The sequence below is a fragment of the Pseudomonas sp. GL_103 genome (assembly GCF_057835175.1).
On record NZ_CM174420.1, the window covers coordinates 2669775 to 2684753 of the forward strand.

13 protein-coding genes are annotated in these 14979 nt (G+C 61.0%); 10 read left to right on the top strand and 3 right to left on the bottom strand.

Features of this window, described 5'->3' with window-relative positions:
- Positions 1 to 2: 2 nt before the first annotated feature.
- The gene (locus tag AC3IP0_RS12310; protein ID WP_489319434.1) at positions 3 to 617 is read left to right on the top strand and encodes a GNAT family N-acetyltransferase; all 615 of its coding nucleotides are present in this window, start codon (positions 3 to 5) and stop codon (positions 615 to 617) included.
- On the opposite strand, the gene AC3IP0_RS12315 is transcribed toward AC3IP0_RS12310, so the two are convergent.
- Together AC3IP0_RS12315 and AC3IP0_RS12320 are read right to left on the bottom strand one after the other, a co-directional pair.
- On the bottom strand, positions 583 to 1476 hold the full coding sequence (locus AC3IP0_RS12315) for a LysR family transcriptional regulator (protein ID WP_489319435.1): 894 nt from the start codon (positions 1474 to 1476) through the stop codon (positions 583 to 585). The genes AC3IP0_RS12310 and AC3IP0_RS12315 overlap by 35 nt on opposite strands.
- An 88-nt stretch (positions 1477 to 1564) precedes the next feature.
- Positions 1565 to 1792: a hypothetical protein gene (locus tag AC3IP0_RS12320; RefSeq protein ID WP_008051885.1), complete on the bottom strand. Its 228-nt coding sequence runs from the start codon at positions 1790 to 1792 to the stop codon at positions 1565 to 1567.
- Positions 1793 to 1967: 175 nt separating this feature from the next.
- Here AC3IP0_RS12320 and AC3IP0_RS12325 point away from each other — a divergent pair, with 175 nt between their 5' ends.
- Entirely contained in the window at positions 1968 to 2528 is a 561-nt protein-coding gene (locus AC3IP0_RS12325; RefSeq protein WP_489319436.1) for an NADPH-dependent FMN reductase, read from the top strand.
- Positions 2529 to 2586: 58 nt separating this feature from the next.
- On the opposite strand, the gene AC3IP0_RS12330 is transcribed toward AC3IP0_RS12325, so the two are convergent.
- Positions 2587 to 3537, bottom strand: coding sequence for a DUF1853 family protein (locus tag AC3IP0_RS12330; RefSeq protein WP_489319437.1), 951 nt, complete (start codon positions 3535 to 3537; stop codon positions 2587 to 2589).
- Positions 3538 to 3654: 117 nt separating this feature from the next.
- Here AC3IP0_RS12330 and AC3IP0_RS12335 point away from each other — a divergent pair, with 117 nt between their 5' ends.
- The 8 genes from AC3IP0_RS12335 to AC3IP0_RS12370 all read left to right on the top strand — a co-directional run bounded on the left by AC3IP0_RS12335 (position 3655) and on the right by AC3IP0_RS12370 (position 14924).
- On the top strand, positions 3655 to 4545 hold the full coding sequence (locus tag AC3IP0_RS12335) for an NAD(+) kinase (RefSeq protein WP_008016128.1): 891 nt from the start codon (positions 3655 to 3657) through the stop codon (positions 4543 to 4545).
- Complete coding sequence (locus AC3IP0_RS12340) at positions 4542 to 5516, top strand: metallophosphoesterase (RefSeq protein WP_489319763.1); 975 nt, start codon at positions 4542 to 4544, stop codon at positions 5514 to 5516. Before AC3IP0_RS12335 ends, AC3IP0_RS12340 begins: the two co-directional genes overlap by 4 nt.
- Positions 5513 to 6382: a rhomboid family intramembrane serine protease gene (locus AC3IP0_RS12345; RefSeq protein WP_489319438.1), complete on the top strand. Its 870-nt coding sequence runs from the start codon at positions 5513 to 5515 to the stop codon at positions 6380 to 6382. The genes AC3IP0_RS12340 and AC3IP0_RS12345 overlap by 4 nt, the downstream gene beginning before the upstream one ends.
- 32 nt (positions 6383 to 6414) lie before the next feature.
- Positions 6415 to 6675 (top strand): YeaC family protein, encoded by a 261-nt coding sequence (locus AC3IP0_RS12350; RefSeq protein ID WP_489327512.1) that lies wholly within the window; start codon positions 6415 to 6417, stop codon positions 6673 to 6675.
- On the top strand, positions 6672 to 7502 hold the full coding sequence (locus AC3IP0_RS12355; protein WP_489319440.1) for a DUF2797 domain-containing protein: 831 nt from the start codon (positions 6672 to 6674) through the stop codon (positions 7500 to 7502). Before AC3IP0_RS12350 ends, AC3IP0_RS12355 begins: the two co-directional genes overlap by 4 nt.
- A gap of 10 nt (positions 7503 to 7512) precedes the next feature.
- Positions 7513 to 10170: an aminopeptidase N gene (gene pepN / locus AC3IP0_RS12360; protein WP_489319441.1), complete on the top strand. Its 2658-nt coding sequence runs from the start codon at positions 7513 to 7515 to the stop codon at positions 10168 to 10170.
- Between the two features lie 1274 nt (positions 10171 to 11444).
- Positions 11445 to 12497, top strand: a complete 1053-nt coding sequence (locus tag AC3IP0_RS12365) for a WD40/YVTN/BNR-like repeat-containing protein (RefSeq protein ID WP_489319442.1) — start codon at positions 11445 to 11447, stop codon at positions 12495 to 12497.
- A gap of 42 nt (positions 12498 to 12539) precedes the next feature.
- Complete coding sequence (locus AC3IP0_RS12370; protein ID WP_489319443.1) at positions 12540 to 14924, top strand: efflux RND transporter permease subunit; 2385 nt, start codon at positions 12540 to 12542, stop codon at positions 14922 to 14924.
- The last annotated feature ends 55 nt before the right edge of the window (positions 14925 to 14979 follow it).

Here is a 14979-nt window from a genome sequence, read left to right on the forward strand (position 1 = left end):
GTATGCAGCCGGTTATTAATCCGAATTATCCAGGGTTGTCGGTACGGGTTGCCGACGAGGGTTTTGCCGCCTATATCTGGGGCAGTGATTTCAGTTTTGAAGTCGCGTCCTACGGTGCGGCACAAATAGGAGCGCCGGTGGCACAGTGGCCGGTCACACCGATCACGCCTTATCGCAAGTGCTACGGCATCGACCCCGAGGAATTCAGCAGCTATCGCGATGGCGCCGACAGCGCGATTTTCATGGCGTATCTGGATGACCAGCCCGTGGGGCACCTGGTGGTCAGCACCAACTGGAACGGCTTTGCCCATATCGACGAACTGGCGGTGCACGCACCGGCCCGGCGGCATGGCGTGGCCAAGGCCCTGCTGGATGTGGCGCAATTCTGGAGCCGCAAGAAAAAGCTCCCGGGCATCATGCTCGAAACCCAGAACAACAACCTGGGGGCCTGCCGGCTCTATGAACGCTCTGGTTACGTGATTGGCGGGATTGACCACCTGCGCTATCGCGGCATCGATCCGAACACCGCCGAAGTGGCACTGTTCTGGTATCGACTCTTCGAAAACCCGCTGGAGAAACCGTTCAGTTCGTCAGCATCGCCGCGGCTTGTTCCGTGACGATGGCCAACAGTGCCTGAACCGCCGGAGAAGGTTCGGTGTTTTTCAGGGTCAGGGCGTAGAGGCTGATCGGGACCGCTGGCGCCAGCGGGCAGGCGTCCAGTCCCGAGGTTTTGGCGCCGAGGGCGGTGAAGGGGTCGACGATGGCCAGGCCTTCGCCGGCCTCGACCATGCTGCGCATCATCTGATGCGTCTGGACCCGGGTCTGAATCACCGGGGCAGGGCGCAAGCCGTGCAGTTTGTTTTCCAGCGCCGGGCTCAACGGGTCGTGCCCCTCCAGGCCAATCATCGATTGGCCGGCCAGATCCTGCAGTGAAATGTATTTCTGTTTCGGTTGCAGCCAGCCATGGGGGGCGAGCAACTGGAGTTTGCCCTGGGCAATCACCTGGCAATCGAGGTCGGCGTGATCAGGGTCATGCAGGCTCAGGCCCAGATCGCTTTCACGCAGCAGCAGGCTTCTGACGATGTCGCGGGTCGGCTGGCTCAGCAGTGTGCAAGGGGCGTCGGGCAGGCGTCGGCGCAGGGCCGCGATGCTGTGTGGCAACAATTGGTTGGCCAGGGGCGGGGTGCAGATGATGCGCAGCGGCGGCGCCAGGTATTGCCTGAGGCTGTTGGCCAGGCGCTGCACCGGTTCGAGCGCATCGTAGACCCGGGCAATTTCCACCTGCAGTTCCCGCGCTTCGCGGGTGGCCTGCAATCGTCCGCGCACGCTGGCGAACAGCATGAAACCCAACTGATCCTCGGCGTCGCGCAGCAAGCGCTCGACTTCGGCCACCGGCAACTGCAGCCATTCGGCGGCGGTGCCCAGGTGACCTGTCTGCAAGAGCGCCTGGATCACTTCGATATGGCGTAAGCGCATGCGTGAAGTCCATGTTCAGCAGGTGGAGGAGTCAGTGGCTGAATCCTACCCCAAGTCCGCGCATATGACTTCTGCTCATAACGACGGGTTATGAAACGCTGGCGGTTTGCGGTTCGCGGGTAATGGTCACGCCGGTTTGCACCAGCATGAATTCATTGTCGTCGACCTTGTTGACACGGTCGCCAATGGCCAGCTTGTAGGTGGTGACAGGGCCTGAACCGTCTACCGCCGGGGTGGAGTCCTGGAACTCGTGCACCGAATAAATACGGCCTTCCGCGTCTCTTGCATGGAACTGACCGACGAGTACTGCTGCCATCTGCTTAGAACCTCTGGAGATAAATCACTCAATTTGCGGCACTGTAGACCGTGCTTGGGCGAGGTAAGTTTTCCTACAGGAAAAAAATAGTCAGGGACGGCGTTTTCAGTCGCCCGCTGCTTGAATCGTCATCTATAACTACAAGCTCTTCCTATCGGACAGTCGAGAAACTCTAATGAGCAACGTCTATACGATCGCCGTCGTGGTCGGCAGCTTGAGAAAGGAATCGATCAACCGCAAGGTCGCACGGGCCCTGATAGAGCTGGCGCCGGCCAATCTCAAGTTGAACATCGTCGAAATTGGCGATCTGCCGCTCTATAACGAAGACATCGATGGCGCTTCACCGCCGGCAGCCTACAGCACTTTCCGACAACAGGTGCGCTCATCCGACGCGGTGTTGTTCGTAACCCCGGAATACAACCGTTCGGTGCCGGCGCCGTTGAAAAATGCGATTGACGTCGGCTCGCGTCCGTATGGCAAGAGTGTCTGGAACGGCAAGGCGGGCGCCGTTATCAGTGTTTCGCCGGGGGCCGTCGGCGGGTTTGGTGCCAACCACAACCTGCGTCAATCCATGGTGTTTCTCAATGTGCCGCTGATGCAGCAACCGGAGGCCTATCTGGGGAACGCCGGTTCGGCGTTCGACGAGGCGGGCAAGTTGTCCGAGTCGGTCAAGCCGTTCCTGCAAAAATTCATCAATGCCTATGGGCAATGGGTCGAGCAGCACAAGAAGGTTTGATGTTCATTATGTGGGAGCGAGCCTGCTCGCGAAGGGGCCAACTCAGGCAATGCAAGACTCAACCCTGTCCCGGCACATTCGGCCAAAGATCCGCCACCAGAAACAGCCGCTCGGCTTCTTCCCAGTCGCCGCTGGCATTCTCCGTCAGGCGCACCAGCAGTTGTGCCGGCGCCAACGGGTCCAGGTCATCCAGCCACGCCTGCATCTGTCCGGGGTTCCAGGTGTGCTCCGCCGAATAATGCGCCGGCGCCAGCCAGGCGTGGCGGGGCAGGGGTTGCCAGCGACCGGGCGGGCTCTGGGCCAACAACGCCGGCCAATCCTTTTGATGCAACCAGCGACCGCGCAAATGCTGAGGATGGGCACCCAATGGCGGGGCGGCCTGCCCGGGCCACGGATACAGCAAGTAACCCCCCAGCCACAAATGGGCGCTGAACGCCTGGATATCCAGCGCCGCCAGCACTTCGCGGCTCTCGGGGCGCGCGGAAATCGGCAATTGATGCTGGCTCAGGTGCGCCAGTTTGCGGTCGAGCCGGTCGTGGCAGCCCGGGCCCAGCCATTGGGCGGTGTCGTGTCCGTCGCCGGATTGCGGGCCGAGGTAGAGCTTGATCGCCAGTTCCAGGTGATGCACGCCGTCGCGGTCGCGCAGCAGCATGTCCAGTTCACCCAGGGTGTGCCCCTCGCGGCGAATCGGCATGTTGGCGGCAATCAGTTCAATGCCCGGGGCATGCTGCACGGCGAATTGCCAGAGGCGTTCGTAGTACAGGCCCAGGCGCCGGGTCCGGGCCTGGGCCAGCCAGTGCAGCAGGCCATAACTGTCCCGGTCCAGCTGCCGCAGCCAATGCTCCAGCCGATCCGGTGCCTGCACCCAGTCGCTGCCGGCCAACGGGTGACGCTGCGGCCACGGGGTATCGTCCAGCATGGGGGGCGCGAGGATGACCCACGCCAGGTCACGCACTTCGGGATGGCGTAACTGATGGGGCAGGTGGAGCAAATCCGGAAATAGCATCATCTTGCGAGCATAGCCCGAAACCCGGGCACACCCTTGAAGCTGAAAGGATTTTGTCTACGAGCGGCTTTCGCCCATAATCGTGGTTTTCGCCGTCACACAGATCCCCGCAGGAGCCCCATGGAGCAATTTCGCAATATCGGCATCATCGGTCGCCTGGGCAGTTCCCAGGTGCTGGATACCGTCCGCCGACTGAAACGGTTTCTGCTCGATCGTCACCTGCACGTGATCCTCGAAGACACCATCGCCGAAGTGCTGCCAGGGCACGGCTTGCAAACCTCGTCGCGCAAGATGCTCGGCGAAGTCTGCGACATGGTCATCGTGGTCGGTGGTGACGGCAGCCTGCTCGGCGCCGCCCGGGCACTGGCCAAACACAATATTCCGGTGCTCGGCATCAACCGTGGCAGCCTGGGTTTCCTCACCGACATCCGTCCCGATGAGCTGGAAACCAAGGTCGCCGAAGTGCTGGACGGCCACTATCTGGTGGAAAACCGCTTCCTGTTGCAGGCCGAAGTCCGTCGCCACGGCGAGGCCATCGGCCAGGGCGACGCACTGAACGACGTGGTGCTGCACCCCGGCAAATCCACGCGAATGATCGAATTCGAGCTGTACATCGACGGCCAGTTCGTCTGCAGCCAGAAGGCCGACGGCCTGATCGTCGCCACGCCGACCGGATCCACCGCCTACGCGTTGTCCGCCGGCGGGCCGATCATGCATCCCAAGCTCGACGCTATTGTGATTGTGCCGATGTACCCCCATACCTTGTCGGGTAGGCCGATTGTGGTCGATGGCAACAGTGAGCTGAAAATCGTCGTGTCCAAGGATATGCAGATTTACCCGCAAGTTTCGTGCGACGGGCAGAACCACTTTACCTGCGCGCCGGGCGACACCATTACCGTCAGCAAAAAAGCCCAGAAACTGCGGCTGATCCACCCGCTGGACCACAACTACTATGAAGTCTGCCGGACCAAGCTCGGCTGGGGCAGCAAGTTGGGGGGTGGAGGCGACTGATGCTTGATCCCGCGCGTAGCTACGACCTGATCGGTGACGTGCACGGTTGCGCCCTGACCCTGGAGCACTTGCTCGACCGACTCGGTTATCACAAGCAGGGTGGCGTCTGGCGGCATGACTCGCGCATGGCGGTGTTCGTCGGCGATATCATCGACCGCGGCCCGCGGATTCGCGAGGCGCTGCACATCGTTCACGACATGGTCGAGGCCGGTCAGGCGCTGTGCATCATGGGCAACCACGAGTTCAATGCGCTGGGCTGGAGCACGCCGGCGCTGCCCGGCAGCGGCAAGCAGTTCGTGCGCGAGCACACGCCGCGCCATGCCCGCCTGCTGCACGAAACCCTGACCCAGTTCGAACACCATCCGGGTGACTGGCACGACTTCCAGCAATGGTTCTATAAGCTGCCATTGTTCGTCGATGCCGGGCGTTTTCGCGTGGTCCACGCCTGTTGGGACGCCGGGCTGATCGAGCCACTGCGGGCGTTGTTCCCCAACGGCTGCATCGACGAGCATTTTCTCCAGGCCTCGGCGGAGTCGGGCTCTTTTGCCTGCACCGTATTCGACCGGCTGCTGCGCGGTACTGACATGCGCTTGCCCCATGGCCTGACCATGACCAGCGGCGACGGCCTGGTGCGTTCGTTCTTCCGGACCAAGTTCTGGGAAGACGATCCGAAAACCTACGGCGACATCGTGTTCCAGCCGGATGCACTGCCCGAACCCGTGGCCCGGACGCCGCTGACGTCCACCGAAAAGAACAGTTTGCTGCGCTATGGCATCGATGAGCCGCTGTTGTTCGTCGGCCATTACTGGCGCAGCGGCAAGCCGGCGCCGATCCGGCCGAACCTGGCCTGTCTGGATTACAGCGCGGTGCTGTACGGCAAACTGGTTGCCTACCGACTGGATCAGGAAACCCGCCTGGATCCGCAAAAATTCGTCTGGGTCGATGTCGAGCGGCCGGAGGTGCTGCAATGAGTGCTGTAGCGGTATTGCGTCTGCCCCTGGCGGTGGACTTGAGCGGGTTCGTCACCCTGCTCAAGCGCATGCAAGTGCCCCATCGGGTCAGCGAGGAAGCTGGCGAACAGGTGCTGTGGGTGCCGGACAACATCAGCGAAGACGTGCGTGCGCTGTACGAGCGTTTTCCGGCGGGCGATCCCGACCAACAGTTGGACATTCCGGTGGCGCAAACCATCAAGCGTCCGGGGTTCGTCGAGCAGTTGAAGTACGCCAGGGCCACCGCGCTGGTATTGCTGCTGAGCATGATCGTCGGCGCGGTGACCATGCTGGGCGACAACCTTGAAACGATGCGCTGGCTGACCTTCCTCGAATTCCGCGTGGTCGGCGAGTACATCCACTTCACGCCACTGGCCGACAGCCTGGCGGCGGGGCAGTGGTGGCGCCTGGTCACGCCGATGCTGATCCACTTCGGCATCCTGCACCTGGCGATGAACGGCATGTGGTACTGGGAGCTGGGGCGGCGCATCGAGTCGCGCCAGGGCAGTATCAACCTGATCGGCCTGACCTTGCTGTTCAGCCTGGTGTCCAACTTCGCCCAGTATTTCTTCAGCGGCCCGACCCTGTTCGGCGGTTTGTCCGGCGTACTGTACGGCCTGCTCGGGCATTGCTGGATCTTCCAGCTGCTGGCACCGAACCCGGCCTATCGCCTGCCCCGTGGCGTGCTGGTGATGATGCTGGTGTGGTTGCTGCTGTGCCTGTCCGGGCTGGTGTCGATGATCGGCTTCGGCGAAATCGCCAACGCGGCCCACGTCAGCGGGTTACTCATCGGATGCTTCACCGGTTTGTTGGGCGGTTTGTATAACCGCCGTAAACTGGCCGCCTAATTCAGAACATGCAATAAAGAGACGGAGACCCAATGTCCTCTTTTAACGAAATGATCAAGAACATCACCCACGATATCTACGAGAGCCTGAAACTGGCCGTGGAAATCGGCAAATGGTCCGACGGTGGCAAACTCACCGCCGAACAACGCAAACTGTCGTTGCAGGCAATGATCGCCTGGGAAATCCAGAACCTGCCCGAGGACCAGCGCACGGGCTACATGGGCCCGCAGGAATGCAGCTCCAAGTCGATTCAAGTGCCCAATATCCTGTTCAAGTCGGATGCCATCCATTGATCGAGATTGGCCGCGGTGCAATCAGCAAAATGTCGGCGCGCCTGGACGGGCCGAACGTGCAATACGCTTTCCGTCTGGGCGAAACCGAGGTCCCGGTCAATCCGATGATCGGCACCACGGTGCGCCTGGAATACCTGGGCGCGATTCACTGCATCCATTGCGGACGCAAGACCAAGACCAGTTTCAGTCAGGGTTACTGCTACCCGTGCATGACCAAGCTGGCCCAGTGCGACGTGTGCATCATGAGCCCGGAGCGCTGCCACTTCGATGCCGGCACCTGCCGGGAACCCGAGTGGGGCGAGAAGTTCTGCATGACCGACCACGTGGTGTACCTGGCCAACTCTTCGGGGGTGAAAGTCGGGATTACCCGCGCCACCCAGTTGCCGACCCGCTGGCTCGACCAGGGTGCGAGCCAGGCGTTGCCGATCATGCGCGTATCGACCCGCCAGCAGTCCGGTTTTGTCGAAGACCTGTTCCGCAGCCAGGTGGCCGACAAGACCAACTGGCGTGCTTTACTCAAGGGCGATGCGGCGGCCGTGAACCTGGCCGAGGTCCGCGATCAACTGTTCGACAGCTGCGCTGAAGGCTTGCTCGGTTTGCAGGAGCGATTTGGCTTGCAGGCGATCCAGCCGGTGACCGACGTCGAACCGCTGGAAATCCGTTACCCGGTCGAGCAGTACCCGGCGAAGATCGTCAGCTTCAACCTGGACAAGAACCCGATTGCCGAAGGCACGCTGATGGGGGTCAAGGGCCAGTACCTGATCTTCGACACCGGCGTGATCAATATTCGTAAATACACGGCTTACCAGCTCGCCGTGCATCAGTAAGGACTCCAGCATGCGCACCGAACAACCGAAGATGATCTACCTCAAGGACTATCAGGCGCCCGAGTACCTGATCGACGAAACGCACCTGACCTTCGAGTTGTACGAGGACCACAGCCTGGTCCATGCGCAACTGGTGATGCGCCGTAACCCCGAGCGTGGCCCGGGCCTGCCGCCGCTGGTGCTGGACGGCCAGCAGCTGGAACTGCTGTCGGTCACCCTGGCCGACCAGGCGCTTTCCGAGGCGCAGTATCAGCTGACCGAGAATCACCTGACCCTGCACCCGACCAGCACCACCTTCACGGTCGATACCAGCGTCCGGATCCACCCGGAAACCAATACCGCGTTGGAAGGCCTGTACAAGTCCGGCACGATGTTCTGCACCCAGTGCGAGGCCGAAGGCTTTCGCAAGATCACCTATTACCTCGACCGCCCGGACGTGATGAGCACGTTTACGACCACTGTGGTCGCCGAGCAACACAGCTATCCGGTGCTGCTGTCCAACGGCAACCCGATCGCTTCCGGTCCTGGCGAAGAGGGCCGGCACTGGGCGACCTGGGAAGACCCGTTCAAGAAACCGGCGTACCTGTTCGCGCTGGTGGCCGGTGACCTGTGGTGCGTCGAAGACAGCTTCACCACCCTGAGCGAGCGCAACGTGGCACTGCGCATTTACGTCGAGCCGGAAAACATCGACAAGTGCCAGCACGCCATGAACAGCCTGAAGAAATCCATGCGCTGGGACGAAGAGGTCTACGGTCGCGAGTACGACCTGGACATCTTCATGATCGTCGCCGTGAATGACTTCAACATGGGCGCCATGGAGAACAAGGGCCTCAACATCTTCAACTCCAGCGCCGTGCTGGCCAAGGCGGAAACCGCCACCGATGCCGCGCACCAGCGGGTCGAGGCGATCGTCGCCCACGAATACTTCCACAACTGGTCGGGCAACCGCGTGACCTGCCGCGACTGGTTCCAGCTGTCGCTCAAGGAAGGCTTCACGGTGTTCCGCGATGCCGGTTTCTCCTCGGACATGAACTCGGCCACGGTCAAGCGCATCCAGGACGTCGCGTACCTGCGCACCCACCAGTTCGCCGAAGACGCCGGCCCCATGGCCCACGCCGTGCGCCCGGACAGCTTCATCGAGATTTCCAACTTCTACACCCTGACCGTGTATGAAAAGGGCTCGGAAGTGGTCGGCATGATCCACACCTTGCTCGGCGCCGCAGGCTTCCGCAAAGGCAGTGACCTGTACTTCGAACGCCACGACGGCCAGGCCGTGACCTGCGATGACTTCATCAAGGCCATGGAAGACGCTAATGGCGTTGACCTGACCCAGTTCAAACGCTGGTACAGCCAGGCGGGTACACCGCGTCTGGCGGTGAGCGAGTCCTTTGATGCAGCGGCGAAAACCTACAGCCTGACCTTCCGCCAGAGCTGCCCGGAAACCCCGGACAAGGTGCAAAAACTGCCGTTCGTGATCCCGGTCGAGTTGGGTCTGCTGGATTCCAAAGGGGCAGCGATTGCCCTGCGTCTGTCCGGTGAAGCCATCGCGCAAGGCACTTCGCGGGTCATTTCCGTGACCGAAGCCGAGCAGACCTTCACCTTCGTCGACATCGCCGAACAACCGCTGCCATCATTGCTGCGCGGCTTCTCGGCGCCGGTGAAACTGAGCTTCCCGTACAACCGCGACCAGTTGATGTTCCTGATGCAGCACGACAGCGACGGCTTCAACCGCTGGGATGCCGGCCAGCAGCTGTCGGTGCAGGTGCTGCAAGAGTTGATCGGCCAGCAACAGAAGGGCGAAGCGCTGGTACTCGATCAGCGTCTGGTGTCTGCGTTGCGCACGGTGCTCTCGGATGAGTCGCTGGATCAGGCCATGGTCGCCGAAATGCTGTCGCTGCCAAGCGAGGCGTACCTGACTGAAATCAGCGAAGTGGCGGATGTCGAAGCGATTCATACGGCTCGCGAGTTTGCCCGCAAGCAACTGGCCGATGCGTTGTTCGAAGGTCTGTGGCTGCGTTATCAGGGCAATCGCGAACTGTCCAAGCAGACGCCGTACGTGGCCGAAGCTGAGCACTTCGCTCGCCGCGCGTTGCAGAACATTGCGCTGTCGTACCTGATGCTCAGCGGCAAGCCGGAAGTTGTGGCTGCGACTCTGGAGCAGTTCGATGCGTGCGACAACATGACCGAGCGCCTGACCGCACTTGCCGTGTTGGTCAATTCACCGTTCGAAGCCGAGAAGGCCAAGGCGCTGGCCAGCTTCGCCGAACACTTCAAGGACAACCCTCTGGTCATGGATCAGTGGTTCAGCGTCCAGGCCGGCAGCGTGTTGCCCGGTGGCTTGGCGCGGACCAAGGCGTTGATGCAGCACCCGGCGTTCAACATCAAGAACCCGAACAAGGTGCGGGCGCTGGTCGGTGCGTTTGCCGGGCAGAACCTGATCAACTTCCACGCGGCCGACGGTTCCGGGTATCGCTTCCTGGCCGATCTGGTGATCGAGTTGAATGGCTTCAATCCGCAGATTGCTTCTCGCCAGTTGGCGCCTTTGACTCGCTGGCGCAAGTACGACAGCGCTCGTCAGGCTTTGATGAAGGGGGAGCTGGAGCGGATTCGGGCTTCGGGGCAGTTGTCCAGTGATGTGTTTGAAGTGGTCAGCAAGAGTTTGGCCTGAGTCTGTTGTTGACCTTGGCGGCCTTCGGGCCGACCAGGGTCGTGGGTTGATTGAGTACATATCCATTCCTGCGGTAACGGCGGCTGGCGGTTTCGCCCTTACGGCGAGTCCCTTTTGGCAAACGCCCCAAAAGGAACCAAAAGGTCTCGCCCCTTACGTACGGCCCCTCGCTTAGGCTCGGCGTTCCTTCGCTGCGGTATTCATCCGGGGGCATTGCCCTCCGGTCGGCTTCGCTTCGACCTACATGCAATGAGTTCGACTGCGTCGAACGGCGCTGCGCGCCAATCCCCGGATGAACACCTCCGCTCAGCCTTCCGAGGGGGCGGGTGGATCAAGATCAAGAGCTGCAGGCGAGCTAACGCTCGGCCTGATGAGTGGTGAGAAGCGACGCGGTGGTGTGGGCTGCTCTGCTTTTTGCTTTTCTGTGGGAGCGAGCTTGCTCGCGATGGCGGCCTGACAGCCGACCTGGTTTTTGCAGATGTCCCCAATCCCTGTGGGAGCTGGCTTGCCTGCGAAGGCGGCCTGCCAGCCGACCAATCTCTCGCAGGCATACCCGGATCAACTGTGGGAGCGAGCTTGCTCGCGATAGCGGCCTGCCAGCCGACCGAAATTTTGCAGATGTACCCAATCCTCTGTGGGAGCGAGCTTGCTCGCGATAGCGGCCTGCCAGTCGACCAGGTACCTCACAGACAAACGAACCAAGCAACCAGGCCGGCCGGTAGGCCGCCTCGGATGCTGTTGCGGTACACGCCCCCTCGTGAGGCCGAGTGGAGGTTCTGCGCAGTGGGCAACCCGGCATGGATGCCGGGTTAGCCGCCCCCGGCCATGGATGGCCGATGGCGGCGGGCCCACGGAGCAGGACCGGAGCGAGGGCATGCCGAGCCTAGGCGAGGCACCGAATGTCAGGGGCAAGAGCCCTTGGTTACTTGGGGCTTTTCCAAGTGACCCGCTGTAAGAGCGGAACCATAGGTGGCCGTTACCGAAGAAATGGATATGTACACCGAACACCGAACACCGAACACCAATCACCAAAACCCCCAATCACCCCACCTGATACCCAACCATTCAGAACACCCCCCATCCCCCCCGGTTAACAAAAGATAACGTGGCGTCGATTGTCAGACATGAAAAAACACCGATAGGATAGGCCAGCTTCCGAAGGGGCTCTGGATTGCGGGTTTCAGGACTATGCTCTGAAACAACCGGTCCAGACACGCACCCTTGCGGCGCCCAGAAAGGTTGAATGACCTAACAATAATAATGGGAGAAGGTCTATGAGTGAGCCTGTCATGGGTGTGGGTATCTGCCGCCCGCCGGCATTACGCAAATTCGCGTTGCTGGCCACAGCGCTCTCGCTGTTGGGCTCTGCCATGCTGTCGGCACCTGCGCTGGCCGCGGCGGCGCCAGCATCCGACGTTGTTTATTCAATTGAATCCGCCAAGGCTGCCAAAAGCCTGATGCTCGATGTCGTCCACGCCGGCAAGCGTCTGGTGGCGGTCGGGGATCGTGGGCACATCCTGTATTCCGATGACCAGGGCGCCACCTGGACTCAGGCCAAGGTCCCGACCCGGTCCTTGCTGACGTCGGTGTTCTTCGTCGACGACAAGCACGGCTGGGCTGTCGGCCATGACGCGCAGATCCTCGCCAGCGAGGACGGCGGCGCGACCTGGACCAAGCAGTTCGAAGATCTGACACGCGAATCGCCGCTGCTCGATGTCTGGTTCAAGGACGCCGACAGCGGCTTTGCCGTGGGTGCATATGGCTCGCTGATGGAAACCACCGACGGTGGCAAGCATTGGGAAGACGCCAGCGACCGCCTCGACAACGAAGACCAGTACCACCTGAACGCAATTGCCGCGGTCAAGGACGCCGGGCTGTTCATCGTCGGCGAGCAGGGCAGCATGTTCCGCTCCGCGGACTGGGGCCAGACCTGGGAGAAACTCGAAGGTCCGTACGAAGGCTCGCTGTTCGGCGTGATCGGCACGGCGCAGCCCAATACGCTGCTGGCCTACGGTCTGCGCGGCAACCTTTACCGTTCCACGGATTTCGGCAGCAACTGGGAGCAAGTCGAGCTCAAGGCTGAACGTGGCGACCTGGAGTTCGGGCTGTCCGGCGGTACGCTGCTCGACGACGGTTCCATCGTGATCGTTGGCAACGGCGGTTCGGTGATTCGCAGTAGCGACAATGGCGAAACCTTCAAGGTGGTCAACCGTCCGGACCGTATTTCGGTCTCGGCAGTGACGGCGACAGGCAATGGCAATCTGGTTCTGGCAGGTCAGGGCGGCGTTCGCGTCACTTCGCCAAACGGCACTGAGCTTGGCAAATAAAAGCGGGCAAATGAGTCGAGCTAATAATAACAAGGCGGGCGTATGACATCTTTAAGTACTCATCACCAGGACAAGGCGACGTTCCTCGAGCGCCTGATCTTCAACAACCGCCCGGCAGTGATCACGATCTGCCTGCTGGTCAGCATTTTCCTGTTCTGGCAGGCGACGCTGATCCGTCCGTCCACCAGCTTCGAAAAAATGATCCCGCTGGAGCATCCCTTCATCCAGAAGATGATGGAGCACCGCAACGATCTGGCGAACCTGGGCAACACCGTGCGGATCTCGGTGGAAGCCACCGATGGCGACATCTTCTCCAAGGAGTACATGGAGACCCTGCGTCAGATCAACGACGAGGTGTTCTACATCTCCGGTGTCGACCGTTCCGGCCTCAAGTCGCTGTGGAGCCCGAGCGTTCGCTGGACCGAAGTGACGGAAGAGGGCTTCGCCGGCGGTGAAGTGATTCCGCAAAGCTACAACGGCTCCCAGGCCAGCCTCGATTTGTTGCGCAACAACGTGCTCAAGTCCGGTCAGGTCGGGCGGCTGGTGTCCAACGACTTCAAGTCGAGCATCGTTGACATTCCATTGCTGGAGTCCTACCCGGACCCGCAGGACCAGGGCAAATTGCTGGCGCTGGACTATCGCCAGTTCTCCCACGAGCTTGAAGACAAGATCCGCACCAAGTTCGAAACACAGAACCCGAACGTGAAGATCCACATCGTCGGTTTCGCCAAGAAGGTCGGTGACCTGATTGACGGCCTGGTGATGGTGGTGATGTTCTTCGGCGTCGCCTTCGTCATTACCCTGATCCTCCTGCTGTGGTTCACCAACTGCCTGCGCAGTACCGTCGCCGTGTTGAGCACGACGCTGGTGGCAGTGGTCTGGCAACTGGGCTTGATGCACTTCTTCGGCTTCGGGCTCGACCCCTATTCGATGCTGGTGCCGTTCCTGATCTTCGCCATCGGTATTTCCCACGGCGTGCAGAAGATCAACGGGATCGCCCTGCAATCGAGCGAGGCGGACAACGCCCTGACGGCAGCGCGTCGTACGTTCCGTCAATTGTTCCTGCCGGGGATGATCGCGATCCTTGCCGATGCCGTGGGTTTCATCACGCTGCTGATCATCGATATCGGTGTGATCCGTGAACTGGCCATCGGCGCATCCATCGGCGTGGCAGTGATCGTGTTCACCAACCTGATCCTGTTGCCGGTGGCGATTTCCTATGTCGGCATCAGCAAGCGTGCCGTCGACCGCAGCAAGAAAGACGCGACTCGCGAGCATCCGTTCTGGCGCCTGCTGTCGAACTTCGCCAGCGCGAAAGTGGCCCCTGTTTCCATTCTGCTGGCACTGATCGCCTTTGGCGGCGGCCTCTGGTACAGCCAGAACCTGAAAATCGGCGACCTCGACCAGGGTGCCCCGGAGCTGCGTCCGGACTCGCGCTACAACAAGGACAACAACTTCATCATCAACAACTACTCCACCAGTTCCGACGTATTGGTGGTGATGGTCAAGACCAAGTCCGAAGGCTGCTCGCGCTACGAGGCCATGGCGCCAATCGACGAGCTGATGTGGAAGATGCAGAACACCGAGGGCGTGCAGTCGGCGATTTCCCTGGTGACCGTGTCCAAGCAAATGATCAAGGGCATGAACGAGGGCAACCTGAAATGGGAATCCCTGTCGCGTAACCCTGATGTGCTGAACAACTCCATTGCCCGCGCTGACGGCCTGTACAACAACAGCTGCTCCCTGGCGCCGGTGCTGGTGTTCCTCAATGATCACAAGGCCGAGACCCTGGATCGTGCGGTGCATGCAGTGCAGGAGTTCGCCAGGGAAAACAACAAGGAAGGCCTGGAGTTCATCCTCGCGGCCGGTAACGCCGGGATCGAGGCGGCCACCAACGAGGTGATCAAGAAGTCCGAGCTGACCATCCTGGTCCTGGTGTACATCTGCGTCGCGGTCATGTGCATGATCACCTTCCGTTCGTGGGCGGCGACCTTGTGCATCGTGCTGCCGCTGGTGCTGACCTCGGTACTCGGCAACGCCCTGATGGCCTTCATGGGCATCGGCGTGAAAGTGGCGACCCTGCCGGTCGTGGCGCTCGGGGTGGGGATTGGTGTGGATTACGGCATCTACATCTACAGCCGCCTGGAAAGCTTCCTGCGTGCCGGCTTGCCGCTGCAAGAGGCGTACTACCAGACGCTGAAGTCCACCGGTAAGGCGGTGCTGTTCACCGGCCTGTGCCTGGCCATCGGCGTGTGCACCTGGATCTTCTCGGCCATCAAGTTCCAGGCCGACATGGGTCTGATGCTGACCTTCATGTTGCTGTGGAACATGTTCGGTGCGCTGTGGCTGTTGCCGGCACTGGCGCGGTTCCTGATCAAGCCGGAGAAACTGGCGGGACAGAAGGGCAATTCGTTGTTCGCCCACTGACCGTTTCGTTGCCCTGACACCGAAAGCCGCGACCTGAAAAGGCGCGGCTTTCGGC